Annotated in this window: 25 protein-coding genes; 20 read left to right on the top strand and 5 right to left on the bottom strand. The window is 54.9% G+C overall.

Annotated elements, in window-relative coordinates:
- The first annotated feature begins 10 nt into the window (after nucleotides 1-10).
- From KIH26_RS08205 to KIH26_RS08185, 5 genes are all read left to right on the top strand, one after another.
- Entirely contained in the window at nucleotides 11-1,219 is a 1,209-nt protein-coding gene (locus KIH26_RS08205; protein WP_213443963.1) for a formate dehydrogenase subunit gamma, read from the top strand.
- 26 nt (nucleotides 1,220-1,245) lie between these two features.
- Nucleotides 1,246-1,620, top strand: a complete 375-nt coding sequence (locus tag KIH26_RS08200; RefSeq protein ID WP_213443962.1) for a hypothetical protein — start codon at nucleotides 1,246-1,248, stop codon at nucleotides 1,618-1,620.
- A 67-nt stretch (nucleotides 1,621-1,687) separates the two neighbouring features.
- Complete coding sequence (locus KIH26_RS08195) at nucleotides 1,688-2,533, top strand: formate dehydrogenase accessory sulfurtransferase FdhD (RefSeq protein ID WP_213443961.1); 846 nt, start codon at nucleotides 1,688-1,690, stop codon at nucleotides 2,531-2,533.
- Between the two features lie 103 nt (nucleotides 2,534-2,636).
- Nucleotides 2,637-3,647 (top strand): DegV family protein, encoded by a 1,011-nt coding sequence (locus KIH26_RS08190; RefSeq protein ID WP_213443960.1) that lies wholly within the window; start codon nucleotides 2,637-2,639, stop codon nucleotides 3,645-3,647.
- Nucleotides 3,648-3,775: 128 nt separating this feature from the next.
- On the top strand, nucleotides 3,776-6,298 hold the full coding sequence (locus KIH26_RS08185) for an ABC transporter permease (RefSeq protein ID WP_213443958.1): 2,523 nt from the start codon (nucleotides 3,776-3,778) through the stop codon (nucleotides 6,296-6,298).
- Nucleotides 6,299-6,593: 295 nt separating this feature from the next.
- Here KIH26_RS08185 and KIH26_RS08180 read toward each other — a convergent pair whose 3' ends face one another.
- On the bottom strand, nucleotides 6,594-7,064 hold the full coding sequence (locus KIH26_RS08180) for a DUF6985 domain-containing protein (protein ID WP_213443957.1): 471 nt from the start codon (nucleotides 7,062-7,064) through the stop codon (nucleotides 6,594-6,596).
- Here KIH26_RS08180 and KIH26_RS08175 point away from each other — a divergent pair.
- The 15 genes from KIH26_RS08175 (at nucleotide 7,063) to KIH26_RS08105 (ending at nucleotide 20,823) form a co-directional block, all read left to right on the top strand.
- Complete coding sequence (locus KIH26_RS08175; protein WP_213443956.1) at nucleotides 7,063-7,410, top strand: hypothetical protein; 348 nt, start codon at nucleotides 7,063-7,065, stop codon at nucleotides 7,408-7,410. The genes KIH26_RS08180 and KIH26_RS08175 overlap by 2 nt on opposite strands.
- A gap of 150 nt (nucleotides 7,411-7,560) precedes the next feature.
- Nucleotides 7,561-9,684, top strand: a complete 2,124-nt coding sequence (locus KIH26_RS08170; protein ID WP_213443955.1) for a 3-hydroxyacyl-CoA dehydrogenase NAD-binding domain-containing protein — start codon at nucleotides 7,561-7,563, stop codon at nucleotides 9,682-9,684.
- 163 nt (nucleotides 9,685-9,847) lie between these two features.
- On the top strand, nucleotides 9,848-11,023 hold the full coding sequence (locus KIH26_RS08165) for an acetyl-CoA C-acyltransferase (RefSeq protein ID WP_213443954.1): 1,176 nt from the start codon (nucleotides 9,848-9,850) through the stop codon (nucleotides 11,021-11,023).
- Nucleotides 11,024-11,035: 12 nt separating this feature from the next.
- Nucleotides 11,036-11,539 (top strand): hypothetical protein, encoded by a 504-nt coding sequence (locus KIH26_RS08160; protein ID WP_213443952.1) that lies wholly within the window; start codon nucleotides 11,036-11,038, stop codon nucleotides 11,537-11,539.
- Entirely contained in the window at nucleotides 11,532-11,729 is a 198-nt protein-coding gene (locus KIH26_RS08155; protein WP_213443951.1) for a hypothetical protein, read from the top strand. Before KIH26_RS08160 ends, KIH26_RS08155 begins: the two co-directional genes overlap by 8 nt.
- A 46-nt stretch (nucleotides 11,730-11,775) precedes the next feature.
- Nucleotides 11,776-13,608, top strand: coding sequence for an acyl-CoA dehydrogenase (locus KIH26_RS08150; protein WP_213443950.1), 1,833 nt, complete (start codon nucleotides 11,776-11,778; stop codon nucleotides 13,606-13,608).
- Entirely contained in the window at nucleotides 13,605-13,799 is a 195-nt protein-coding gene (locus KIH26_RS08145; RefSeq protein ID WP_213443949.1) for a hypothetical protein, read from the top strand. Before KIH26_RS08150 ends, KIH26_RS08145 begins: the two co-directional genes overlap by 4 nt.
- A gap of 44 nt (nucleotides 13,800-13,843) precedes the next feature.
- Nucleotides 13,844-14,638 carry an SDR family oxidoreductase gene (locus KIH26_RS08140; RefSeq protein ID WP_213443947.1) on the top strand — a complete coding sequence of 265 codons (795 nt, stop codon included), beginning with the start codon at nucleotides 13,844-13,846 and terminating at the stop codon, nucleotides 14,636-14,638.
- Complete coding sequence (locus KIH26_RS08135) at nucleotides 14,638-15,111, top strand: PaaI family thioesterase (RefSeq protein WP_213443946.1); 474 nt, start codon at nucleotides 14,638-14,640, stop codon at nucleotides 15,109-15,111. The genes KIH26_RS08140 and KIH26_RS08135 overlap by 1 nt, the downstream gene beginning before the upstream one ends.
- Before the next feature lie 89 nt (nucleotides 15,112-15,200).
- Nucleotides 15,201-16,217, top strand: coding sequence for an NADP-dependent oxidoreductase (locus KIH26_RS08130; protein ID WP_213443945.1), 1,017 nt, complete (start codon nucleotides 15,201-15,203; stop codon nucleotides 16,215-16,217).
- Nucleotides 16,218-16,391: 174 nt separating this feature from the next.
- Nucleotides 16,392-17,336, top strand: coding sequence for a glutathione S-transferase family protein (locus KIH26_RS08125; RefSeq protein WP_213443944.1), 945 nt, complete (start codon nucleotides 16,392-16,394; stop codon nucleotides 17,334-17,336).
- A 2-nt stretch (nucleotides 17,337-17,338) separates the two neighbouring features.
- Nucleotides 17,339-17,797 (top strand): GNAT family N-acetyltransferase, encoded by a 459-nt coding sequence (locus tag KIH26_RS08120; protein WP_213443943.1) that lies wholly within the window; start codon nucleotides 17,339-17,341, stop codon nucleotides 17,795-17,797.
- 33 nt (nucleotides 17,798-17,830) lie between these two features.
- On the top strand, nucleotides 17,831-19,069 hold the full coding sequence (locus KIH26_RS08115; RefSeq protein WP_213443941.1) for a DUF898 family protein: 1,239 nt from the start codon (nucleotides 17,831-17,833) through the stop codon (nucleotides 19,067-19,069).
- Between the two features lie 4 nt (nucleotides 19,070-19,073).
- The gene (locus tag KIH26_RS08110; RefSeq protein ID WP_213443940.1) at nucleotides 19,074-19,898 is read left to right on the top strand and encodes a M48 family metallopeptidase; all 825 of its coding nucleotides are present in this window, start codon (nucleotides 19,074-19,076) and stop codon (nucleotides 19,896-19,898) included.
- 13 nt (nucleotides 19,899-19,911) lie between these two features.
- Nucleotides 19,912-20,823 (top strand): SDR family oxidoreductase, encoded by a 912-nt coding sequence (locus KIH26_RS08105; RefSeq protein ID WP_213443939.1) that lies wholly within the window; start codon nucleotides 19,912-19,914, stop codon nucleotides 20,821-20,823.
- Nucleotides 20,824-20,838: 15 nt separating this feature from the next.
- Here KIH26_RS08105 and trmB read toward each other — a convergent pair whose 3' ends face one another.
- The 4 genes from trmB to KIH26_RS08085 form a co-directional block, all read right to left on the bottom strand.
- A complete protein-coding gene (trmB, locus tag KIH26_RS08100; RefSeq protein ID WP_213443937.1) occupies nucleotides 20,839-21,636 on the bottom strand; it encodes a tRNA (guanosine(46)-N7)-methyltransferase TrmB in 798 nt (265 codons plus the stop codon).
- On the bottom strand, nucleotides 21,629-22,591 hold the full coding sequence (gluQRS, locus tag KIH26_RS08095; RefSeq protein ID WP_213443936.1) for a tRNA glutamyl-Q(34) synthetase GluQRS: 963 nt from the start codon (nucleotides 22,589-22,591) through the stop codon (nucleotides 21,629-21,631). The genes trmB and gluQRS overlap by 8 nt, the downstream gene beginning before the upstream one ends.
- 36 nt (nucleotides 22,592-22,627) lie before the next feature.
- Nucleotides 22,628-25,702, bottom strand: a complete 3,075-nt coding sequence (locus KIH26_RS17095) for a beta strand repeat-containing protein (protein WP_213443935.1) — start codon at nucleotides 25,700-25,702, stop codon at nucleotides 22,628-22,630.
- A gap of 61 nt (nucleotides 25,703-25,763) precedes the next feature.
- Nucleotides 25,764-26,912, bottom strand: a complete 1,149-nt coding sequence (locus KIH26_RS08085; RefSeq protein WP_213443934.1) for an NAD(P)/FAD-dependent oxidoreductase — start codon at nucleotides 26,910-26,912, stop codon at nucleotides 25,764-25,766.
- Between the last annotated feature and the right edge of the window lie 3 nt (nucleotides 26,913-26,915).

Genomic DNA, 26,915 nt, shown 5'->3' with positions numbered 1-26,915 from the left:
GATTGTCGGCATGAAATATGCGCAACGTGCTATTCTTTCGATAGCGACTGTGGTGTGCTTGGCTGGGAACGCTTGGGCGCAAAAGTTGCAAGTTGAGCCTGTGAAACCAGCAGAGCAAACCGCACCTTCAGTGGCACCTGCCGATCCCGCGCCTCCTGCTGCAGGCGGCATCAAAAGCCAAAATATTTTTGATGTGCAGCCTGATGCTTCTCAGGATCCTAATTACGCCAAGCAGAGCAATGCTGAACGCAATAAGGTGCAACCTGGCAACAATGCCCCCGTGTGGCGGCAAGTGGGGCAGGGCGCAACGGGCGTGACCACACTGCCTTATGCGCAAGCACCTGAAGCCGGCAACATGATTCAAAAGTTTGTGCAATACCCAGGCACCAAGCTGACCAATGCTGGGGAAGCTTGGCGGCAAGTGCGCAACAACTGGATCCTTCCCTATGGTGGTTCACTGATTGTGATTGCTTTACTGGCGTTGGCACTTTTCTATTGGAAGAAAGGCAGCATCGGTTTACATGGCGAAGAAACCGGCAAAAAGATCGAGCGTTTCACTTACTTTGAGCGTGCTGCGCATTGGACGAATGCGATTGCATTTGTTTGCTTGGCCATCTCTGGCCTCATCATGGCTTTCGGTAAATTCTTCCTCTTGCCCATCATCGGTGGCTCACTGTTCGGTTGGCTCGCCTACGCACTGAAAAATCTACACAACTTCGTTGGCCCGCTGTTTGCTGTGTCCCTCGTGGTGGTGATCTTCACCTTCATGCGCGATAACTTGCCCAGCAAAGACGATATGAAATGGATTCTCAAGGGCGGTGGTCTTTTCAGTGGCGAAGAAGTTCCTTCGCACCGCTTTAACGCGGGAGAGAAAGTGGTCTTCTGGGGTGGTGTATTTTTACTTGGCTTGATTGTTGTGGGCTCTGGTTTGGTGCTGGATAAGCTCATCCCGGGTTTGATGTATTACCGTGAGACGATGCAGATCTCTCACATGATCCACGCTGCAGCCGCTGTATTGATGATGGCCGTGTTCCTAGGCCACATCTACATGGGTACGATTGGCATGAAGGGCGCTTACAAGGCCATGAAAACAGGCTATGTGGACGAAACCTGGGCGAAAGAGCATCATGCGCTCTGGGCTGAGGATATCGCAGCCGGCAAGATTCCAGCGCAGCGTACCCCAGTGGCAAACAATGCTGCGCCCGTGGCTGCCGTATAAGCCTGATTCTCGAGGAAACAAAACCCATGAAAAAACAACTCATTATTTGTGCAGCAGCATTACTGACCACAGCTGCATTTGCTAAATTGCCAACGCCAGTGCTTACCGACGAAGCCAAGGCCAAAGCAGCCGAGGCAGCTGCCAAAACGGCGCATGGCAACAAGCTTGCGAACTATCAATTGTGTAAATCCATGGATCGCACTGCAGCCCACTACTTCAAAACTGCCAAAGCTGCAGGTAAAGAAATTAAGCCGGCAACTGACACCGGCGCTTGCGCAGATCCTGGTGCATTTGTTTGGCCTGCTCCAGCAGCACCAGCCGCAACTGCACCTGCTGCGCCGGCTGTGGCAACAGCAGCGCCAGCTAAACCTGCTGCACCAGCAGCACCAGTGAAAAAATAAAAATCTCGGCAACTGCGAAAAACGGCGCTTCCAAAGCGCCGTTTTTTATGCTCGCTACACTTCATCTATGGCTACTCTGTCAATCTTGCCCCAACTTACTCAAGCCCGCGCCCCGCTCACTCGCGAGGTGCTGGTCATCAACGAAAAAGGTGAGAAGAGTACGATGCAGATCCCTGCTGAGCGCGATCTCACCGTGTATGTGGATAAACGCGAGCTCGTCACACTGATGACGCTGGGTGCTCAGCCCGAATTGCTCGTACTCGGCTTCCTGCTCAATCAGCGCTTGGTGGATAACGCAAGTCAAATCGAATCCATCACTGTCGATTGGGAGGTCAATTCCGCCGCCGTGAAAACGCATGCAGGTATCGACAAAATCGAAGAGCGCACCGCCAAAAAAGTTGTTACCACCGGCTGCGGCCAAGGCAGTGTGTTTGGTGGCTTGATGGATGAAATAGAAAACATCAAGCTCCCCGCTGCACTGCTCACAAAAGCCCAGCTCTATGGCATCACAGAAGCGATTCGTCAGCAAGAGTCCACCTATAAAAGCGCCGGCAGCGTGCATGGCTGCGCGCTCTTTAAAGGCACTCAAATGCTGATGTTCGTCGAAGATGTAGGCCGCCATAACGCAATAGACACGCTTGCAGGCTGGATGGCCATGCAAGGCCTCAGCACCAAGCAGCAGCCCCAGGAGCATGAGCCCTACGTCTTCTACACCACAGGCCGCCTAACCAGTGAGATGGTGATTAAATCAGCCCAAATGGGCATTGCTATTGTGATTTCCCGCAGCGGCATCACGCAAATGGGCTACGACATTGCCCAGCAGCTGGGGCTATGTGCGATAGGCCGCGCAGTCAACAAGCATTTCGTGGCCTACACCGCATTCCAGCGATTTGAAATGCAACTGGCAGGATAGCTCTGAGTCATTCGATTCGAGCTACCTGGGCTGCATTAATTCGAAGACTACTTCTTAGGCCGTTCAGAGAAAAAGCTTTTACTTTTGCCGCGCTTGGCATAACATGGTTGACACACTCTATCACCTGGAGATACAAACCGTGGCCGATACTGCAACTTGTCTCTTGATCGACGCTTCTTGTGATGTGCCGCCTTCGGTTCTGGCTCATCCTCAGGTCAAACTGCTGCCGGTGGGCGTGATGGTTGGCAGTTATCGTTACTTGGATGATCGCAGTGCACATACGACGCTGGATTTTTATCGCGCCAATCTGAATTCTTCAGCCGTCATGGAAGCAAGTTCAGAGCCGCTCAGTGTGGATGAGATCGCTGCATTCATGCTTGATCACACCGCAGTGGCTTTTGATCGCGTGCTGGGTGTCTTCGTTTCTTCCACCCGCAGCCCCATCTACGAGCGCGCGCAAAAGGCGATGGAGCGCACGAAAACCAGTTCTTTCACCAAGCGTGTGCGCGAAAAAAAACTGGTGGCGCTGGAGCAGCTTGCTTGCGACAGCTTAGCTTTGTTTGCGGGTTATGGCGTTCAAGTGATGAGCTTGCTCGATGCGATCGATCAAGCCCGAGACTCGATATCGCTTGAAACGCTGGCTCAGCTACAACATCAATACCAAGAGCAGAGCTACATCTATCTCGCGCCCGGCGATGTGAGCTACATCTTAAAGCGAGCCAAAGCAAAAGGTGAAAAATCTGTGGGCATGGTGGCCGGTTTTGCAGCCAAAACACTCGCGATCACGCCGATCATCCGCGGCCATATGGGGCAGACAGAGCCCGTTGCCCGCAAGCGGGGCGCTGGTAATGCGCGCGAAATGGTGATTGATTTTGCGCGCACTTGTTTGGCTGAGCGGCTTGTGCTGTCTAAGCATATTTGCTTTTCCTACAGTGGGCAGCTGGGCGATGTGCAATCTATGCCCAGTTATCAAGCGCTGTTGGCTGATGCGCAAATGCAAGGCATCGCAGTGCATCTGTGCTTGATGTCCATGACAGGCTCAGTCAACGTGGGGCCTGATACGCTGTCCTTTGGTATGCTGGCCAAGCCGCATGATGCATCCAGTTTGCTATAAATGAGCATCAGAACGCTGATTCGCCGGCATAGATACTGCGCAAAGTGCTATTGAATTAATAGTAAGTTTGCGTCAGGTCTTTACACACCCGATATGCAAACCAAGCCATCAAGCGCTACTATGCGGGCATGAAATCCAGTTTTTTAAGTCTTGGCTTGCGTTCTTTGTGGCGTGATTTGCGTGCGGGGGAGCTGCGGCTCTTGATTGTCGCCGTTACTTTGGCTGTAGCCGCGCTCACAGCAGTGGGCTTTTTTGCAGATCGGATCAAAGGTGGTTTGCAGCGGGATGCGCGGGCGTTGATTGGCGGCGATTCTGTGGTGAGCAGCGATAAGCCGACGCCGGATGCGATTACTGCCAAGGCCAAAGAGCTGGGGCTTCAGATGGTGAATAACGTGGGCTTTCCCACGATGGCGCGGGCGCAAGATGCGCAGGGTGGCGCTTCTAAGTTAGTGGCTTTGAAGGCTGTGGAGCCAGGCTATCCGCTGCGCGGGCAGCTCAAGGTGAGCACCGCACCCGATCAACCCGAGCAAGGTACACGAGAGATTCCTGCGCAGGGCAGCGTGTGGGTGGATGCGAATTTGCTGGATTCTCTGGGCCTGAAGATGGGCGATTCGCTCGCACTCGGCTCCAGTAATTTGAAAATTGATCGCATCATCGTCGTCGAGCCAGATCGTGGCGCAGGCTTTATGAATTTTGCGCCGCGCGTGATGATCAATCGCGCTGATCTAGCGGCGACAGCGCTGATTCAGCCCGCCAGCCGCATCACCTATCGCATGGCGGTGATCGGGCAAGATCAGCGGCAAGTGCGTGAGTTTGCCGATTGGGTGGCAGCCAAAGAAAAAGCGGGCGAATTTCGTGGGCTAAGGCTTGAGTCGCTTGAAGGCGGCAGGCCTGAGATGAGCACCACGCTTAATCGCGCTGAGAAATTCTTGAATCTCGTGGCTTTGCTTTCTGCTTTACTCAGCGCAGTGGCGGTGGCAATTGCGGCGCGAGGCTTTGCGGCGCGGCATTTGGATCAATGCGCCATGCTACGCGTGCTCGGCGTATCGCAGCGGAATATGGCGGCCAGCTATGTGCTCGAATTCGCCATCGTTGGCTTGGTGGCGAGCGGTTTGGGTGTGCTGCTGGGCTTTGCGGTGCATTTTGGTTTTGTGGTGTTGCTGGCTGGGCTGGTTGAATCTGCTTTGCCTGCGCCTTCCATCTGGCCAGTGCTCTTTGGCCTAGGCATGGGGCTCACGCTCTTGGGCGCATTTGGCTTGCCGCCTGTGTTGCAGCTCTCTCAAGTGCCGCCGCTGCGCGTGATTCGGCGCGATGTGGGTGGCTTGAAGGCCGCGTCTGCTGGTGTGCTCTTGCTCGGCATTGCGGGCTTTGCAGCGCTGCTCATGGCGGCGAGTCGTGATCCGCTTTTGGGTGGCATTGCGGTCGGTGGTTTCTTAGGCGCTGTGTTGCTGTTTGCAGGTCTGAGCTATCTGGCCGTGCGCGTGTTGCGCAAGAGTGTGAATGAAACCACTGCGCCACGCTGGCTCGTGCTCGCCACGCGGCAAATATCCGCGCGCCCTGCGTATGCGGTGGTGCAGGTGAGTGCGCTGGCTGTCGGCTTGCTGGCGCTTGTCTTGCTAGTCCTTCTGCGCACAGATTTGATTTCCAGCTGGCGCAAAGCCACGCCGCCCGATGCGCCGAATCGTTTCGTGATCAACATCGCGCCCGAGCAGAGTGCAGATTTTGTGAAAAATATCGAATCGCAGGGCGTGAAGAAATACGATTACTTCCCCATGATTCGCGGGCGCTTGGTGGCGATCAACGATAAAGCCGTTACGCCCGAGGCTTTCACCGATGATCGCGCCAAGCGTTTGGTGGATCGTGAATTCAATCTCTCACACGCCGCTAAAAAACCTGATCACAACCAAATCATTGCCGGCCAGTGGGTCGAAGAAGAAAAGGGCACGATCAGTGTGGAAGAGGGCATCGCCAAAGATCTCGGCTTCAAGATGGGCGACAGCTTGACCTTTGATATCGCAGGCATTCAAGTCACCAGCAAAATCACGAGCTTGCGCAAGGTCGATTGGGGTGGCATGCGGGCGAACTTTTTCGTGATGTACCCCGTGAGCCAAATGCCCGATGTGCCGTCCACCTACATGAGCGCCTTCAAAGCACCCGAGGTGAAGGGCTTTGACAACGCACTGGTGCGCCAATTCCCCAACGTCACGAATGTGGACATGAGCCTCACGATCAACCAAGTCCAGCGCGTGCTCGATCAAGTGATCCGCGCCGTGGAATTCCTCTTCGGCTTCACGCTGCTGGCCGGCCTCGTGGTGCTCTTCGCAGCCGTCACAGCCACGCGCGAGGAGCGTACGCGAGAGTTTGCGATTCTGCGCGCTGTGGGTGCGAGAAGCCAGTTGCTGCGGCAAGTGCAGCGCGCGGAGCTGGCAGGTGTGGGCATGCTAGCGGGCGTGCTGGCTAGTTTGGTTGCTATTGCTGTGGGTTGGGCGCTGGCGAAGTTCGTCTTTGAATTCACTTGGACGGCGGCTGCTTGGGTCGTGCCGGCTTCTGGTGTGCTGGGTGCTTTATTGGCGCTTGCTGCTGGCTGGTGGGGATTGCGTGAAGTGCTCAATACGCCGGTGATGAATACTCTTCGTCGGGCTGCTGAGTAGTTTCGGTTTTGGCGAGCTTGAGGTTTGACGCGACCCGCTCGCCTGCCTCGTGACGTGCCCGAAAAAGCCGAGGCCTTTCTTCGTGTAGCGCTCTTGCCCGCTAGCTGCGAGCTCCCACCATATGTGGCGATGATGAGATGGTTTGCCGCGCCCGACCAGCGAAAGGCTTCGTTTTTTCAGACCCATCACGAAGCGGGTTGGGATTTTTGACGCGTGCTAGCAAGTTGCAAGGCAAGGAATACGCGTGCTACTCAGATGCGGAGTTGCTTTAATTGCGAGCTATTAACTATCGGACTCAAACGCTGCCACATAACTCTATAAAACACCCATTTTGCAAGCGAGCGCCCAATGTGTGTTCTTCATCCCACCCCACCCGGTATGCGACCTCCACAGTTGGGATTCCCTGCATAGGCTCAATTAATGCATAGGAAGGATAAACGTGTGGCCAGATTTGCTTGGCATCGCTAATTTGAGGCAAGGGCTCATTTAGTTCGCCAAGATCACCTTGCGCGGTGGCTTCTGCATATTCCAAGAAATACTCATAGAGCGCAGTCTCGATTTGATTGATCTGTGACGTATACCAGTTTGGTAATTCGCGAGCCAGCGAGAGAGCGGAAGTATCAGGGCTAGTTCTATCACCGTGGAGTCGCAGCTCCAAGTTGCTGTGAGGCGAAAGATCAACTGTCCCAACCCAATATCGCCATTGCTTATTGAAAGTGCCGAGAGCGTCGTCGATAAATGGGGCAGACTTAAACAAACCAAACATGGCGATACCTTTTGAGGATATTGAACGTAATGTACTCTTATTTTTAGAGCATTTTTGGCATATAGCCGGCATAGAATATGCGCAGAGTGCTACGAAATCAATAGTTGGAAACGACGCGCCAACCACCTATACCCGCCGCGTGATGGGTCTGAAAAAACGAAGTCTTTCCCGGTCGGGCGCGGCCAACCATGTAATCACCGCTACAAAAGATCGCAGCTCGTGGTATCCCAGCAAGAGCGCCGTCAGGAAAGGCCTCGGCTTTTTCGGGCACGTCACGTGGCAGGCGAGCGGGTCGAGTACAAAGCAAAGCGAACACACGCCGGAGCGCGATAAGAAACATCCATAAACGCCCCAGTGAAACACAGGTGACAGCAAGTCATAAAAGCGGGGTATGCTGAGCGACTTTCTGCGTAAAATGTAAAAATAGAACGACCGTGCTTTTATGTAGATGCGTTTGAATTCGTTAGCCAAATTTAAAACCCTTGAAAGGACTGCCATGACAGCCGAATACAAAGTTCACGGCGATGTTGCTGTGATTACCCTGAACAACCCGCCGGTCAACGGCTTGGGGCTTGCCACGCGCGTGGGCATTGCCGCTGGGCTGGCCAAGGCGCAGCTGGATGACAAGGTGAAAGCCATTGTGATCACGGGCGCGGGCAAAGCCTTCTCAGGCGGGGCTGACATCAAAGAATTTGGCACCGACAAAGCTTTGGCTGAGCCGAATTTGCTCAGCGTGATTTTGAGCTGCGAAAACACCAGCAAGGTCACTGTGGCGGCGATTCACAGCGTCTGCATGGGCGGCGGCTTGGAGCTGGCGCTGGGCTGCCACTATCGCGTGGCCGCGCCTGGCACGAAGGTGGCTTTGCCTGAAGTGAAGCTGGGCTTGATCCCCGGCGCGGGCGGCACGCAGCGCCTGCCGCGTGTGCTTGGCGTGGAGCATGCGCTCAACATGATCGTGAGCGGCGAGCCTGTGAACGCTGAAATGCTGGCGATGGCGCCTGGCCAGAAGCTGTTTGACAAGCTGGCTAAGAGCGCTGAGACGGTGCTTGAAGAAGCGATTGAGTTGGCGCGTGAGAAAGCCGCTGCGCATGCCAAGAGCGGCGAGAGCTTCCCGCTGGTGCGCAATCTGCCTTGCAAACACCCCCTGGGCGATGCTTACTTTCAGTTTGCTCGCAATATGGTCAAAGGCATGGCCAAGGGCTTTCCTGCGCCGCTTAAATGTGTGGATGCGGTGGAAGCAGCCACCAAGAAGAAATTCAACGAAGGCATGCTGTTTGAGCGCGAGACGTTTATCAATCTGATGTGGACGCCGGAGTGCCGTGCGTTGCGTCATTTGTTTGTGGCTGAGCGCGCAGCTTCCAAGATTGCTGATGTGCCGGAAGACACACCCAAGCGCGAAATCAAGAGCGTAGCCGTGATCGGCGCGGGCACGATGGGCGGCGGCATTGCCATGAACTTCTTGAACGCGGGCATTCCCGTGAAGATGCTCGAGCTCAAGCAAGAAGCGCTTGATAAGGGCATCGGCATCATGCGCAAAAATTACGAATCGCAGGTCAAGAAAGGCAAGCTCAAGCAGGCCAAGCTCGATGAGCGCATGGGCATGCTCTCTACAACGCTGAGCTACGACGGCTTGGCAGAGGCTGATCTCGTGATCGAAGCCGTGTTTGAAGACATGGGCGTGAAAGAGAAGGTGTTTAAAGAGCTCGATCGCGTGATGAAGAAGGGCGCTATTCTGGCCTCCAACACATCTACGCTCGATGTGGACAAGATCGCATCGTTTACCAAGCGCCCACAAGATGTGGTCGGCCTGCATTTCTTCAGCCCAGCGAACGTGATGAAGCTGCTGGAAGTGGTGCGCGGTAAGAAGACGGGCAAGGATGTGATGGCCACCGTGATGGGCGTGGCCAAGAAGATCAAGAAGATTGCCGTGGTCTCGGGTGTGTGCGATGGCTTCATTGGCAATCGCATGATCGAGCAGTATTCTCGTCAAGCGGGCTTCTTGATTGAAGAAGGCTGCACACCGCAGCAGGTGGATAAAGCTGTAGAGAAATTCGGCTTTGCCATGGGCCCGTTCCGCATGGGTGATTTGGCAGGCAATGATATTGGCTGGTATATCCGCAAGCGCCGCTATCAAGAAAAGCCGAATATGAAATACAGCAAGACGGCTGATTTGCTCTGCGAAATGGGCCGCTTCGGCCAGAAGACGAATGCGGGCTGGTATGACTACATTCCAGGCAAGCGCGATGCGATGCCTAGCGATGTGGTGAACAAGATGATTGACGATCACCGCGCGAAGATCGGCCTGAAGGCTCGCAAGATTTCTGATGAAGAAATTGTGAACCGCTTGGTGCTCTCTTTGGTGAACGAAGCCGCTCACATCCTGGAAGACGGCATTGCATCCAAAGCCAGCGACATTGATATGGTTTACATCACAGGCTACGGCTTCCCGATTCCCAAAGGCGGCCCGATGCACTTTGCGGACCAAATGGGCTTGTACAACGTGATGATGGCGATGAACAGCTTTGCCAAGAATCCGAACGACGACGCAAGCTTCTGGGAACCCGCACCGCTGATCAAGCGCCTCGTGGCTGCTGGCAAGACGTTTAACGCCGCTTCTTGATTCTCACACTCAAAGAGGAGAACGCAAAAGACGCAAAAAATTCGTAAAAGACGCAAAAAATGAAATTGAATTTTCTGCGTCTTTTGCGTACTTCTGTGAATTTTGCGTTCTATTCTCACCGAACCAAACATCTTCCGAACACACCTGTTTTAGGAGCATTCAAATGACATCCGCAGTAATCGTATCTACCGCCCGCACCCCGCTTGCCAAGAGCTGGAAAGGTGCTTTCAACATGACCCATGGCGCGACGCTTGGCGGCCATGCCGTGAAACACGCTATTTCAAGAGCTGGCATCGAAGCCGCAGAGGTGGACGACGTGATCATGGGCTGCGCCAATCCCGAGGGCGCAACCGGTGCGAACATCGCTCGCCAAATTGCTTTGATGGCCGATTGCCCGATCACCACTTCCGGCATGACAGTGAACCGCTTCTGCTCCTCAGGCCTGCAAACCATTGCGCTCGCAGCGCAGCGCATCATCGCGGGCGAGGGCGATGTGTATGTGGCTGGCGGCGTGGAGAGCATTTCCTGCGTGCAGCAAGAGATGAACATGCACATGATGACCGATCCCGTGCTCATGAAAAAGAAGCCCGAGATTTACTGGAACATGCTGCAAACCGCTGAGCAAGTGGCTAAGCGATACAGCATCACCCGTGATGACATGGATCACTACGGCGCACGCAGCCAGCAGCGCGCCACTGCCGCTTTGGCCGCCGGTTTCTTTGATGCGGAAATTGCGCCCATCACCGTGAAAGCAGGCATTGCAGACGCCACGCTCGGCCTCATGACCAAAGAAGTCACCGTGAGCAAAGACGAAGGCATCCGCGAAGGCACTACCTTTGAAGGCATCACCGGCCTGCGCTCGGCGCTGCCCGGCGGCTTGATCTCCGCAGGCAATGCCAGCCAGTTTTCTGATGGCGCTGGCGCTTGCGTGGTGATGAATGAAGAGCTGGCATCCAAACGCGGCTTGAAGCCGCTTGGCCGTTTCCTCGGCTTTGCAGTCGCAGGCTGCGAGCCCGATGAAATGGGCATCGGCCCTGTGTTTGCCATTCCCAAAGTGTTGAAGCGCCTCGGCCTCAAGGTCAGCGATATCGACTTGTGGGAACTCAACGAAGCCTTCGCCGTGCAAGTGATCTATTGCCGCGACAAGCTGGGCATTCCAGACGACAAACTCAACGTCAACGGCGGCGCGATTGCAGTCGGCCACCCCTACGGCGTGAGCGGCCAGCGCCTCACCGGCCACGCCCTCATCGAAGGCAAGCGTCGCGGCGCCAAGCGCGTCTGCGTGACGATGTGTATTGGCGGCGGCATGGGCGCAGCGGGTGTGTTTGAAGTGCTTTGATAAGATAAATGAATGAAATCTATCCCCAGCATCATTCAAGCACTTTCTCAAGAAGGTGTGCAGTTCGTGTTGGTGGGTGGATTTGCCGTGCAGCTTCGCGGTTTCATCCGTTCTACTTTGGATATTGATCTGGTTCTCGCAATGAATGATGAGAATCTGGGCAAGTTCATCGAAGTTGGCAAACAATTCGGTCTCGCTCCAGTGATCCCTGTGCCGATTGATTCACTCAAAAATGCGGCTCTGATTGATCAATGGCATCGCGAAAAGGGTATGTTGGCTTTTGCACTGCGCGAACCTGGCATCACGGGCAGCGTGATCGATGTGCTGGTGCGATCCGATGTCCCGTATGAGCGTTTGTCTGCTGATGCGACACATATGCCTTTGTTCGGGGCTAATGTCGCTGTCGCTTCAATTGATCATTTGTTGGAAATGAAACGTATCGCCAATCGCCCGAAAGATCGAATCGATATCGAGGCGTTAGAAAAAATCAAGCGTGGGGAGGATCCCGATGCGTGACGAGCACTACGGCATACCTGTGCCAACTGCTGAGCAATTGCAGCAGCGTTGGGAGCAATCATTGGCGCAGTTTGAAATGTGGACGCAAATCTGGCGCGAAAACCCCCAGCTTGCCAAACAAGCCGGCGCGCGTGTCGAAGAGTTGTTGATGCCGCTAGCGCAAGTCCAAGCTCGTTACGCAAAACCATAAGCTATTGCCGCCACACATGCGGAGCAGGTTCTTTTGAGAATAAAACATGAGTTATCGCAATACCCTTGATTTTTTGATGTATGGATGGCTCAATGCCGATGCGCTGAATGGACGTGCGCGCTTTGCAGATCATTCACGTGAGACGTTTGATGCTGTGCTGGACACATGCGAACGGATTGCGCGGGAGAAGTTTGCGCCATTTAACCGCGTGGCAGATCGTGAGGAGCCGCGCACCGAGGTGGATATGGATGGCGCGCTCAAGGTGATTTTGCCGAAGGCGACGCATGATGCGCGTGCGGCTTATGCGGAGAGCGGGATGTTTGCTGCTGCGCAAGATGAAGAGATGGGTGGAATGCAACTGCCTTATTTGGTTGAAGCTGCGGCGAATTCGTTTTTCGGAATAGCGTCAATCTCGATTGGCTGGAATTTGCTCACGGTGGGCAATGCGAATGCGATTTTGGCTTCTGGTACAGAGGCGCAAAAGCAGGTGTTTGCTGCGAACCAATTCAATGGCCGCTGGGCGGGCACGATGTGTTTGAGCGAGCCGCAGGCGGGTTCGTCTCTATCAGACATCACCACTCGCGCTGAGCTGGAAGATGCGAATGATGCTTTAGGCGTGCGCTACCGTCTGCGTGGCAACAAGATGTGGATCTCGGGTGGTGAGCATGATGTGACGGAGAACATCATCCATCTGGTGCTCGCCAAAATTCCTGATGAGAACGGCAAACTGATTGCGGGTACGCGCGGTATTTCGCTGTTCATCGTGCCGAAAAAGATGGTGAACGGGCAGGGTGAGTTGACCGGGCAGCGCAATGACGTGACGCTGGCTGGCCTGAACCATAAGCTGGGCTGGGCAGGCACGCCGAATACGCTGCTGAATTTTGGCGAAGGCAAGTTCAAGCCGGGTGGCAAAGCTGGCGCTGTGGGCTACCTAGTGGGCAAGCCAGGCGAAGGCTTGAAGGGCATGTTCCACATGATGAATGAGGCGCGCATTGGCATTGGCATGGCGGCGACTTCGCTGGGCCTTGCCGGCTATTACGCGAGTCTGGATTACGCCAAGGTTCGTACGCAAGGCAGGCCGATCACGGGCGCTGGTAAAGACAGCAGCGCGCCGCAAGTGCGCCTGATCGAACACGCCGATATCAAGCGCATGCTGCTCGCGCAAAAGAGCATTTGCGAAGGCGCGCTGGCTTTGCAACTCTATTGCGCCAAGCTGGTGGATGACAAAGCAACAGCAGATGTTGCCACTGCGCAAGAGGCCGCTCTGTTGCTAGAAATGCTCACTCCAATATCGAAGAGCTGGCCAAGCGAAAACTGCTTGGAAGCCAATTCTCTGGCCATTCAAATCCACGGCGGCTACGGTTACACCCGTGATTTTCCGGTGGAGCAATACTGGCGCGATCAGCGCTTGAACATGATTCACGAAGGCACACACGCCATTCAGGCCATGGATTTGCTGGGGCGCAAGGTGGTGATGGATGGTGGCAAGGGTTTGCAGCTCTTGGCGAGCAAGATCAACACGACGATTGAACGCGCCATGCAAGTGCCCGAGCTGGCGGAGCAGGGCAACCAGCTCGCAGGCGCTCTGAAAAAAATCGACAACGCCACCAAAGCCGCTTGGAGCACAGGCCAGCCGCAAGAGGCGCTGGCCAATGCCGTGCCCTATATGCAAGCCTTCGGCCATGTGGTGTTAGCATGGATATGGTTGGATGTGTCTCTGGCGAACGCAAATGCTCCTAAATCAGGAGCATCTAGCGCAGGAATCACGCCGGCCGCACAGTATTTTTACCGTTATGAATTACCAAAAATCGACGCTTGGCTTGCCGTGGTTTCCAGCCGCGATATGACCTGCGCCGAACTAGCAGAGGAAGCTTTTTGAAAATCAAAAAAAGCCAGGAAGGCATCATTGATGTCGTGATCTGGGTCTGCATTTATGGCGGCCTACTCAGCGTCGTGGGCGCTCTGGCGATTGCGAATGCAGATGAAGACGCGGCCTACTGGTTGGGCGGCGTTGGCAGCTTGGTGACAGTCGTTGGCTGCATCTTGGTTTACATTCGCAGTAGAAGCTGATTCGCCGCACACATTGCGGCGGTTTTTATTTTGGAGATGACTTCATGAACCACCGCCCCATTCAACAACTCTTCGACCTCAAGGGCAAAACTGCACTCGTCACTGGCGGCTCGCGCGGCCTTGGGCTTCAAATGGCCTTCGCCTTGGGCGAAGCTGGCGCGAAGATCATGCTTTCATCACGCAAGGCTTCGGATTTGGAAGAGGCCACCGCCGAGCTGCAAGCCAAAGGCATTGATGCGCGCTGGATTGCTGCTGATTGCGCGGTGGAAGCTGATATTCACAAACTGGCCGATGAAACACTAGAGCGCATGGGTGATGTAGACATTCTCGTGAACAACGCCGGCGCGGCTTGGGGCGCGCCTGCTGAAGATCACCCATTAGAAGCTTGGGATAAGGTCATGAACCTGAACGTGCGTGGCTACTTTTTGCTCTCGCAACGTATCGCGAAAAAATCCATGATCGCGAAAAAGAGCGGCAGCATCATCAACATCGCCTCCATCGCAGGCCTAGGCGGCAACCCCAGCGGCATGAACACCATCGCCTACAACACCTCCAAAGGCGCTGTGATCAATTTCACCCGTGCACTCGCTGCCGAGTGGGGCCCCAAAGGTATCCGTGTGAATGCGATCTGCCCCGGTTTCTTTCCGAGCAAGATGACTGCAGGCACGCTCAAAGCCATGGGGGAAGAAAAGCTATCTGCGCATGCGCCGCTGCGTCGCTTGGGTGATGACGAAGATTTGAAAGGCTTGACCTTGCTGTATGCATCCGATGCTGGAAAACACATCACCGGCCAGTGGCTGGCTGTGGATGGTGGCGTTAGCGTGATCACGGGTGGCTGATGCAATTCCCTCTCCAGATTGCTTTCGTCGAGCACCTTGGCTTCGAGCTGATCAAGTTTGAAGGTGGAGAAGCTGAGATTCATTGCGCCTTGAAGCCTGAGCTACTTAACACGTGGCAAGTGGCGCATGGCGGCTTGGTGATGACGCTGCTGGATGTATGTATGGCACATGCGGCGCGTAGTACGGAGGATCGCAGCAAGGCGATTGCGCCAGGCTTGGTAACGCTGGAGATGAAGACGCAGTTCATGCGGCCTGGGGAAGATTATTTGGTTGCCAAGGCCAAGCTCTTGCATCGCACGGCGACGCTGGCGTTTACTGAGGGCAGTGTGTTCAGCCGCAGAGCGAATGGCGATTTGAGCGAGCTGTGTGCGCATGCAACGGGAACCTTCAAATTCCTCAAAGCGCTGGCCACGGCTTCTGGCGCGCATGGTGGGCGTGATCTGAAGAAGATCGTGCCCAATGCATCGGATTAGCTGGATTTTTAAGCCATTTAGGGCATTCGCCGGCGTCAATACTGCGCGAAATGCTATTGAATTGATAGTAATTTAGAAAGATCAGTATCATGACAGCAAATCAAAAAATCGTATTAGACAACCGCCCTGCAGTAGAGGCGAGCTTGTCGAACTTCAAACTGGTGAGCGAGACAATGCCCGCGCTGCAAGACGGCCAAGTGCTGGTGAAGCATCACTACTTGAGTCTTGATCCGTATATGCGTGGCCGCATGAATGACAGCAAGAGCTACGCAGCATCGCAAGGCATCGGCGAAGTGATGATTGGCGGCACAGTAGGCGAGGTGGTTGAATCCAAGCATGCCAAATACGCGGTGGGCGATAAAGTGGTCGGCATGGGCGGATGGCAGCAATACAGCATCGTGGATGGCAATGCAGTTGGCGCTTTGCGCAAGGTGCAAGATGGCCCGATTCCTTTGTCTGCTTATCTTGGCGCAGTCGGCATGCCCGGCGTCACAGCTTGGTATGGCTTGCTCAAAATTTGCGAGCCGAAGGCGGGCGAAACGGTGGTCGTGAACGCCGCTTCCGGCGCAGTAGGCAGCGCTGTGGGCGTGCTGGCTAAATCACGCGGTTGCCGCGTGGTGGGCATTGCGGGCGGCGCGGAGAAATGTGCTTATGTGGTGAATGAGCTCGGCTTTGATGCTTGCATTGATTACAAAGCGCAGAGCGATGGTAAATCTTTCAACGCCGCGCTCAAAGCTGCTGCGCCCAATGGCATCGATTGTTTTTTTGAAAACGTAGGCGGCTGGATGAGTGATGTGATCCTCGCCCGCATGAACGCCTTTGGCCGCATCGCCGTCTGCGGCATGATCTCGCGCTACGACGGCGCATCGCCGCCCTTGGCTAACCCCGCGATCATCTTGGTCAGCCGCCTCAAAATGCAAGGCTTCATCGTAAGTGAACACATGGAAGTATGGCCCGAGGCTTTGAAAGAGCTGGGCGGCTTGGTGGCTTCTGGCAAGTTGCGTGCGCGTGAGAGCATTGCTGAGGGTATTGAGAATGCGCCGGAGGCTTTCTTGGGGCTGCTGAAGGGGCGCAACTTTGGTAAGCAGTTGGTGAAGTTGATTTAGGTTATTTGCGATCAAAAAATAGAACGCAAAAGACGCAAAAATTACGCAAAATGCTCAGAAAAGAAAACCAAAAGTGTAAGACCCAACATTGGTATTTTTTGCGTTTTCTGCGTAGTCTTTGCGCCTTTTGCGTTCTATTCTGATGAACTCCCATGATCTAAAGCGAGACAAACCATGAGCCAAGATATTTTTCTTCACCACTATCCCACCTCGCCCTTCGCCGAGAAGATCCGCGCCATCATGGGCTACAAAAATCTGGCTTGGAAATCGGTCTTCCAGCCTATGGTGATGCCTAAGCCCGACATGCAGACGCTCACGGGTGGCTATCGCAGAATTCCTATTTTGCAGGTTGGCAATCAAATCATCTGCGACACGATGTTGATTTGTGATGTGCTGGAGCATTTGAGTCCCGAGAAGACGTTGTATCCAGCAGGACTCAAGGGCGCTGCGCGCACGGTGGCGCAATGGGCAGACAGCATGCTCTTTCCTGTTGCTATGGCGTTCAATTTTCAGCCTGCAGGCGCAGCGCATGTGTTCAAAGACCAGCCGCCAGAGAATCTCAAAGCCTTTGGCGCAGATCGTCAAGCTATGCGCGGTGGCGCAGCGCGCATGAACCCTGCAGATGCTGCGGCCAGCTACAAAAGCTATCTGCGCCGCATCTCCAGCATGCTCGATGGTCAAAACTTTTTGCTAGGCGACAAACCCAGCGTGGCTGATTTTGCGGTGTATCACCCGCTGTGGTTCACCCGAGAGAAAACACCGCCTCTGGCATCCGTACTCGATGCCACGCCTGCCGTGCTCGCCTGGATGGATCGAATGGCCGCTTTCGAGCATGGCATGCCCAGCAAATCAGATGCTACTGAATCTATAGCTGCTTGCGCAATGAGTATGCCGGCCAGCAGCCTTTTTGGCACTGAAAATACCTTTCAAGACGAGCATGGTATTCCATTGGGTAGCCAAGTCACCATCATTGCCGAAAGCTTTGGCTTAGAGCCCAGCATGGGTGAGCTGGTTGCAGCCACACGTACGCGCTACACGCTGCGCCGAGTAGATGCACGCGCGGGCGAAGTGTTCGTCCATTTTCCACGCATTGGCTTCATTTTGAAAAAGGCCGAGTGAGGATGGCGTCTACTGATTCTTTGCAATGGCAGTTCGTGGCGTTTGATGCACTGTCCACGCAGCAACTGTATTCATTGCTGCAACTGCGAACTGAGGTGTTTGTCGTCGAGCAAAACTGCGTGTTTCAAGATATGGATGGCGCAGACAGCGAGGCCATGCATTTGTTGGGCATACAAGAGAACCAGCTCGTCGCATACGCCCGCTGCTTCAATGCTGGTATCAAATTCAAAGAAGCCAGCATCGGCCGCGTGATCACGCGCAGCAGCATGCGCGGCACTGGAGCCGGTCATGCGCTCATGCGCCAAGCCATCCAATCGTTAGAGCAAGCCTGGGGCGGGCAACCCATCCGCATCGGCGCGCAAGCCCGGTTGGAAAAGTTCTACCAACAACACGGCTTCGCAGTAGCCAGCGCTCCCTACATCGAGGACGGCATCCCGCATATCGAAATGCTTAGATCGTAGGCAATTAACGCTCCCTCTGATATAAATCACGTCATGGGAGTTTTTGATATACCGCCGCTGCGCAGACAGCCTTTGCCTGGGGAAGACACCGAGCGCATAGAAGCCGAGATCGCTTCTGCAGAACAACCCGATCTGCCTTTTGAAGTCGATCCTGATTTGCCCCCTACGGGGCCGAAGGTTGAGCTCAGGTTTACTGGGCAAACTGGCGAATACTATCGGCTTTGGATGATTTGCAGCGTGCTCAGTTTGCTGAGCTTGAGCTTGTATCGGCCGTGGGCGAAATTGCGGATACGCAGATACTTGGCTTCTCATTGGCATTTGAATGGCGCGCAATTCGACGTTCAGTATGACCCTTGGGTGAATTTGCGGGGGCGTTTACTGGTGATCTTTGTGGCTGTCTGCGCAATCGCGTTGTTCTATGGACTACCCCGTTTGCAGCCGCTCGTGATCGTCATGGCGTTTGCAGCAGCGCCTTGGTTGATGACGCAGAGCAATCGCTTTAACTGGCAAAGCATCAGTCTGAAAACCTCTCAAGCTGTATTGCATCTGGGTTTTTGGGGACGCAGCGCTCTGCTTTGCAAGCCCTTTATGCTTTTGGGGGCAGGTTTGGCGTTCTTAGCTCTTGGCTACGATTTATTGGGTGATGGCCTTCTTGATCTCACGGTGATCTTGACGTTGCTTGGAAATTTGCTGGTCTTTGTTCTACTGTATCCGCGCGCATCAAGCTATGTTTTGTATCAAAAGTTTGCCTATGGCAAGCTGGGTAGGACACGTTTTACCTTTTATGGCTCGCCTAAAACAGTGATAGCTCACTTGTTCAAATTCAGTTTCTCTGGCCCGTTTTTTTTACTGATGTTTTTTCTCTTGGGCACGCAGATGTTCGTGCTGTTTTTGGTGAAGCAACCGGATGTGCGGGCCATCAGCTTGGGCTTGATTTACTTGGCAACCACAGTTGCGTCCTTGTCTTTTGCGCGTACGCGGCGTCTGAATTTTGTGATTCATCGCACTCGCATTGGTGGTTTGAGTTTTACTAGCACGCTAGAGCCGATCGCGAATGCCATGCGTGTCAGTAGTTACGCCGTGCTAGCTGTGTTGACTTTGGGTTTATCGATCCCATGGTCTACCATGGTGTATCAGCGTTGGCGTGCCAATCATCTGTTTGCTTATATGCAAGGCGACTGGTCACAGTTTGCGGTGTCAGATGTGCCAATGCGCAAAGGGACAGCAGTTGAAGAGTTAGCGCAGCAGTTCAATTTTGACTTAGGGCTTTGACGCCATGATGAGCCGCCTGATTGATCGTTGTATTGCTTCAAAACGGGCTGTGCTGGCAGCTACCGTGTTGTGGATTGCCGCCCCAGTGGCGTTTGTTTTAGAGGGTCTGCCAAGGCTTTCTGTCGCTATCAGCCGGTCGATCCCGGTGGCTTATGAGAAAAGGCTTGGTGAGTTTGTGCTCGCGCAATTGAGTGTGATCATGATTCGCGATTTATCCAAAGAGCCCACGCAGCGCCAGCAAATCCTTCAGCAGCGTTTTGCTGAGATGGCCAAGCTCGCCAATTTGCCAGATGCCAAGTTGTTGATACGTAACGGCCCCGTCAATGCCATGGCGCTGCCAGGCAATACAGTTGTGTTGATGGATGGCTTGGTCAAGCGTCTGAATGATGATCAGGTGATGGCTGTGGTGGCGCATGAACTGGGGCATTTGCATCATCGCCATGTCATGCAGCGTATCGTGAGCGTTGGCATGATGGAGGGGATGATCGAGACGATGGCTGGAGGAAACTCACAGGCTGCCAAGGTAGGCTCTATGTTTTCTAGTGCGCTTTTGAGCAGTGCTTTCACCCGTGAACAGGAACGTGAAGCTGACACCTATGCGATACAGCTTCTCAAGGCGCAAGGAGAATCTGGCTTAGCATATGCACAGGCTTTGCAGTTTTTCTTGAAGTATGAGAAACAGCAAGGATTCATATCGGGTGGTTGGGCAAGTTCGCATCCGAGCACGCAAGAGCGATTGGACAAGGCGATGCATGAAGCTGGCGGTATGACAACGACGGTGACTTGCACGCTGAATCCGCTGCACCAACCTGAGTTTTTATGCAAATAATTTTCTACTCATCATGATCACAAATTTCAAAAACAAAACCGCTGTTCTCACTGGCGCTGGCTCGGGCTTCGGGCTGGAGTGTGCGCGCATTGGCGCGAAGTTGGGGATGAACTTGGTCTTGGCTGATGTACAGCAAGATGCGCTGGATAAAGCGGTTGCTGAAATCTCGGCGTTGGGTGCGCAGGTGTTGCCCTTTAAGCTGGATGTGAGTAAGGCTGATCAGGTGGAGGCTCTTGGAGCGGCTACTTTTGAGCGCTTTGGCGCGCCGCATTTTGTGTTCAACAACGCAGGCGTGGGCGCTGGCGGTTTGATCTGGGAGCACACGCTGAAAGACTGGGAGTGGGTGGTGGGCGTGAACATCATGGGCGTGGCGCATGGTGTGCGCGTCTTTACGCCGATGATGCTGGAAGCTGCGAAGAAAGACCCGAGCTACCAAGGCCATATCGTGAACACCGCGAGCATGGCGGGCTTGCTCAATGCGCCGAACATGGGTGTGTATAACGTGAGCAAGCATGCGGTGGTGTCGATGAGCGAGACGCTGTATCAAGACCTGCGCTTGGTAACCGATCAGGTGAGCGCCTCCGTCCTATGCCCCTTCTTTGTGCCCACGGGCATCAGCCAAAGCCATCGCAATCGGCCAGAAGAATTCAAGCAACGCGGTATCAAGCCGACCAAAAGCCAGCTGATTGGCCAAGCGATGAGTGATAAGGCGGTGGGCAGCGGCAAGGTGAGCGCTGCAGATGTGGCTCAGATGGTGTTTGATGCCGTTGCTGAAGATCGCTTCTACATCTACAGCCACCCCAAGGCGATCAACTCGGTGCAAACCCGCCTCGAAGATGTCTTGCAAGCCCGCAATCCGACGGACCCGTTTGCTCACAAACCTGAGATTGGCTCAGAACTGAAGAAGGCGCTTCGAGCGGAGTGAGACTGATTTTCGAGATCAGGCTTTTTGGAAAACCAAATCCCACACGCCATGGCCGAGCTTGATGCCTCGGTTTTCAAACTTTGTGAGCGGGCGATAGTGTGGTTTTTCGGCGTAGCCATCAGGCGAGCTCGCGGTATTTTTGATGGCCCGCTCGGCTGACAAAACCTCTAGCATTTGCTCCGCGTAGGGCTGCCAGTCTGTGGCGCAATGCAAGTAGCCGCCGGGCTTCAGATGCTGAACTAGCTTGGCAACAAAAGGCGGCTGGATCAAACGGCGCTTGTTGTGCCGCGTTTTATGCCACGGGTCGGGGAAGAAGATGTGAATCCCATCCAGACTTGCTTTGGGAATCATTTTGTCCAAGACTTGCACGGCATCGTAGGAAATGATGCGGATGTTGGAGATGCTTTGCTCTTGGATGCGCTTGAGCAGAGCCCCTACGCCAGGCTCATGGACTTCACAGGCGAGGAAGAGGGTGTCGGGTAAGACCTTGGCGATATGCGCGGTGGCTTCGCCCATGCCAAAGCCGATTTCAAACACAGTTTTTGTCGGAATTTTTAGGGCTTTTTGGCCTGTAGGCGGCGTAGAATCTGCGCGGGGTGCTATTGAATCAATAGTATTGGATGTCGATGCGAGCATATCAAGATCCAACAAATGATCTTGAAACGGGATCAGAAGCTGTGGCCCTAGCGTATCAAGCGCTTTGGCTTGACCGACGGTTAGCCTGCCTGTGCGGCGCACATAGCTGCGGATGTGGCGAGGGTGTTCGATATCGGTGGGTGCGGCGCTGGGCGCAGAGGCTGGTAATTCATTCATGAAGCCGGTATTTTACGAGCCAAGCCTGCACCCAGCTGTGAAGAGCTTGGGCGATGGATGTGTGTTGCACCTGAGGCAGTTGCAAAAGGGTTGCCGCTGATTGCAGCGCAGCCAAGGCTTGCTGCGGCGAATTTAGGCTCAGGGCTTGTGCACCATTTTGTTTGGAGAGTTTGTTGCCATCAGCTGCGAGCACGAGTGGGGTGTGAAGATAAAGCGGTGTGGAGTAGCCCAGCGCATGCTGTAAGTAAATTTGCCGGGCGGTGTTGTCGGCTAAGTCTTCTCCACGCACGATGTGCGTGATGCCTTGTGCGGCGTCATCCACCACCACAGCGAGCTGATAAGCCCAAAGGCCATCGGCGCGCTTGAGGATGAAATCGCCGACCTCGGCCGCAAGGTGTTGCTGCTGCGTATTCAAGCGACGATCCTGCCAGCGTATGACCGAGGCATCATTTGCTATCGAAAGATGAGCACTTTGCGCAGATTCTACGCCGGCGATAAGCATATTTGGCTTAAAAAAATCCGTCTGAAGCCGCCAGGCGCGGGCTTCGCGGCCTGCCAAGCCGTGGCGACAAGTGCCTGGGTAGATGAGTTCGCCGTGACGAGTTTTTAACGCACCCTGGGCTGAAATCGCAGCCTCAATATCTTTGCGCGAGCAGGCGCAGGGGTATGCGGCTTGCGCTGCAATGAGCTGGTCAAGCGCAGCTTGGTAAAGCGAGCTTCGCTGTGATTGATAAACGGGCGCTTCATCGGGAGTTAAGCCACAAGCGGCGAGTTGGCGAAGAATTTCTGCTGCTGCACCGGGTATGCAGCGTGGCGTATCAACATCCTCAATCCGAACCAGCCATTTCCCAGCATGGGCACGTGCATCAAGCCAGCTGGCCAGCGCTGCAACGAGTGAGCCAGCGTGCAAAGCGCCAGTAGGTGAGGGAGCGAAACGCCCGATATAAGAACTCATGCTACAGACTGTAGCAAGGAGCTGAGTTCACCCCGGCTACAGGCCGGAGGCCGTGACACCGCAACGAACAACGAAGCTGATGCTGCTGCCCGACGGAAAGCTGGGCAGGATCAAGCCACCTGGGGTCAACAGATTGGGGAAATTGGCGCTTGCAGGGCATGTAGCAGCTGGGCTACCGCCGGTGGCAATACAGGAGGTGGGTACAACGCTGCAATTGCTCAGGCCTGCGCTGGGCACATCCCGCGCAATCGAGCCATCGGCAGAACTGGGGCCTGCGTTTGAGAATGTCACGGTGTAGTCTGTGGTCTGGCCTGCAGACAATGAGAGAGGTGTCGTGACAGCATTGGTTTTGGTGACGGCAAGCTGAGCGCTGCAATTCAAGGTGTTGGTAACGCTGGCGCTGTTGTTGACGAGCGTGGACTCGGTGTAGGGCGCTTGTACTGAGCTGATTTCAGCTCGGTTGGTGATTGGGCCCGGGCAGGCTGCTGCAGTGACGCGCACTGTGCCCGTGATGGCAGGCAAATCCGTCGTGGCTGCTATAGGCACGATAGGTGCATTGCGGCTACAAGTCACAACCGTGCCTGTTGGGGTGCAAGTCCAACCAGTGCTTGATGGCTGTGTGGTGAAGGTCACACCCGCAGGCAAGGTGTCTGTGATGAGCAGATTGCCACTGGCAAGCACGGCACTGGCAGAGACGGCATTGGTTGCGGTGGTGCTTTGGTCTGCTGTGAAGCTGGTGTCACGAATGCCTCGGCCATTGTTACGCGGCGTTATGGTGTAAATCGCGGTTTGGCCGGCTGCAAGTGTGCCTGTGGGTGTCACGGTTTTGGTCAATGACAGATCAGCCAACAGGCAGACGTCTTCTGCAGCAGGGCCGTTGGGCAGACCCGAGTAGTTGTTGCCTGCCACGTTCGTAATGGCACCACTGGCATAGGTTGAGTTGGTGTTGTAAAGCGCACCGATTCGATTTGCACCATTGTTTGTCGCTGACGTCACGGTTCGGTTAGCTGCTGCAGCCAAGAAGGTCGGGTCGAGCATGCTGTAGCCTGCGCCATTGTGATAGCAACCCACAGGCGCACTGGCAGGGATATTGACAATCATGCTGATGGTGATTTGCGATGGCACGCCTGCTTTCAAAGGCGCTAGGAAAAACTGTTGCCAAGTCAGCGTGGTGTTGCCTATTGCCGGTGCAGTCGTCGGTGCCGTGCCCAGAGGGAAGGTAGCGCCGCCCGCTGTGGTGCTGGCTTCAGAACCACTCGGAAGATTGTTGTTGGCAATCGGCCCTGCGGGGAAGAATGTATATGTGGGAGCGCTGGCTAGAGTCCAGCCTGGAGGCAGGGCGTTGTCGAACACGTTCACGTTTCGCGCACCGCCGCCGAAGTTTTGAAGGTTGATGGTGTAGGCGGCCGTGGCAGCACCCGAGGCAGAAATAGAAGGGGTGCTTGTGGCTTTGCTGACGCGAACATCGGGCAAGCACTCGGGTGCAGGACGCACGCCAGTGTTGGCGACGGGAATGGCGATCGTCGTGGTGGCACCTACGCCGCCAGCCGTTGCGAAGCACTGGGGGTTGGTAGAAGGTGCAAAATTACCGCAAACATCACTTTGAGAGTTATTCATGACTCCAGCGATGCCGCCTGCTGCTGTGAAGACTGCACCCGTACTGTTGGTGAGAAAAACACCGCCGCCACCGCCACCGCCTGGACCGTCAGTTTCATTGCTGCCCGCCATCGGGCCAGAGTTTGCACCCGTGCCGCCAGTCGCTGTGATGTTGAGTGTGTTCGGAAGAACACCTGTACCTGTGGTGATCCAAACTGTTCCACCAGCTCCCCCGCCGCCTGCTGCATCTGTGGCGTTAGAGCTGATACCGTTAGCACCGTTGGCATTGATGGTGCCTGCGCCAATTAGAGATCCAGCGCGGATCATCACAATGCCGCCGCCCGATCCGCCATGGGCGTTCAGCGGACCTGTCGGTGTGTCATTAAAGTCGCCAGCACCACCGCCACCGCCCATCACAACACGCGTTGCCAGGTTATAGTTGTTTGCACCACCAAAACCACCATGGCGCGTGCCCGTGAATGTTGCGTTGCTGGCATTCCAAGTGTTTCCACCAAAGCCGCCTAGGCCGCCGTTGCCGCCGCCACCGCCGCCAGAGTTGTGTTGGTTACCGCCACCACCGGCATTGCCCGGCGCACCTCGACCGCGGTCTCCGTTGGGGTAGCCGTTTGCACCTGCTGCGCTACCAACCGTGGCCAAGGTAATGCTGTCGAATACCAAGGCAGGAGTACCAGCAATGCCTTCGCCCTTGAAGGCGCCGTTGGCTGGATTGGCATTGACTGCACGGTATTCCGTACAAGGCAATGAGCCACCCGAAGCCGTGCATACAGCGGCTTGATTGACACCACCGCCGCCACGAAAGCCTCGCAGAGCTGCGTTGATAGTTTGCCCGTTGAAGTTGAGCTGTCCTGCAACATCGAGCACCAAAACACCGCCTGTTGTGCCATTCCACTGTGGTGGCGAGAGTGTGCCGTTGAGTGTTAAGGAGGTGAACTGAGGAATGCGAATCACTTGGTAGCGCTGTTGCCCTGAGGCGTTACCGGCAGCTGGGGTGGCCGCAGCGGCAGCATCGGTGTATGCGTTTTGCAAGGGAGCACTCAAATTGACCGTCGCGCCGCCCGCAAAAGCAACGGCATTGGTAGCCACTGCGAATTCGTAAGTGCCAGCTGTGTTAGAGACGCTACCTCGCGCCGGATCGCCAGTGTTATCTTGCAAGACCCCGCTACCCGCACCATCACCATACTGATTGGTGTTGCTGGTGTTGATCACGGCACCTTGCATCTGAATGATCAAAAGCAAATCACCAGGATTGATGGCTGCATTTACGCCACGACCTGCGCCTAGCGCGATTTGCGTACTGCCTGCAGTTAAGTTGGCTGTTAAGCCTGGAAAGTAGGTGTTGGGTGCCGCATTGATCGTAGCGGCTGCGCCTTGAGCGGGAATGGAGCAGGTCTGCGCTAGCAACCAACCAGGCCCGAGAGCGGTGAAAAGCAAAATGATGCCAAATTTGAATTGGCGAATAAAACGATAGGCCTCATCCAAATAGTCATTTATCATACATTTAGCCCGCCGGTTACAATCAATACTGATTGTAGGTGATTTATTTTTCGCGGCGAAGCTATTTTTTTATCATCTGTAAAGCTAATTCCAAACCGCTGACAAACGCATCTTCCACCCTATGGCCAATGCACCAATCACCGCACAGGCCGATACCAGTAGCAGCATCCCACAGATGCGATGTGCCGAGTGCTTTGTCGGTCTTGGCGTAACGCCAGCGATGCACTTGGGCGTAGGCAGGCTCAGCTCGGATATGCGTGATTTCGGCAAAGGCTTTGAGCAATTTGGCTTTGACACGCTCGGCATCGTCCTCTAAATGCTCTTGGCTCCATGCGGCGCTGGCCTGCGCCGTCCAACGTTCAATACCACTGCGCGCGGGTTTGGAGCTTTCGCGAGCGAGCCAGGCAATGCGGTGATGGGTGGAGCGAGCCGCATTCCACTGAGGACCAAGCGGGCGCACCGGCTCATTGGGATTGAGGGGGAGGGCGTTGGGGAAGGCGAGCATCAGTGTCCAGCAGGGGGAGACGGTGACAGCGCTGATTTTTTGAGCGAAATCTGTCATTTGCCGGCATAAAATCTGCGCAGAATGCTCCGTTATTGATAGCATCGACTGCGCACTATCTTGCAGCAGCGCATGTGCCTGTACGTTAGGAATTGCCAGCAATACAGCATCAAAGCCGCCGATTTGAACGGGCTTGGCTTGCTCGTCTTGCGGATTGTGGCATTGCAGACTGTATTGGCCGGAAGCGTTGCGTGAAATCAAGCGCACCTGTTGGCCAAGCAAAAGTTGCTTGTTGGCAAGCAAGGGCGCTGCCATCGAGCTCACCAAGGCATTCATGCCTGGCTGCGCCACCCAATGCGGCTCTCGGCTGGGCAGGGCGGCTTCTAGTGTGCGGCCCTGGCTGTCGAGAACGCGCACGGCATTCGCAGCCCAAGGGCGGGCAAGGTTGGGTTCGTTTTCTAGCGCCCATTGCATCATTTGGCGAAAGCGCGCATCGCGCACAGTGAAATACTGCGCGCCGTGGTCAAAGCCGCCGAATTCAGTACGACGGGTGGACATGCGTCCACCTGCACCACGGCTTTTATCAAGCACTGTGACTTGGTAGCCCGCTTGTAGCAAAGTGCGCGCTGCCGTGATACCGGCCATGCCAGCGCCGATGATGGCAATATGTTGAGGAGATTTTTTGGAGGGTGTAGCAGTCTTAGGCATACC

This window comes from Variovorax sp. PCZ-1 (genome assembly GCF_018413605.1).
GTDB lineage: Bacteria > Pseudomonadota > Gammaproteobacteria > Burkholderiales > Burkholderiaceae_C > JANMDU01.
The sequence above is the reverse complement of the archived record's forward strand: the minus strand, read 5'-3'. Positions and strand labels throughout refer to the sequence as shown.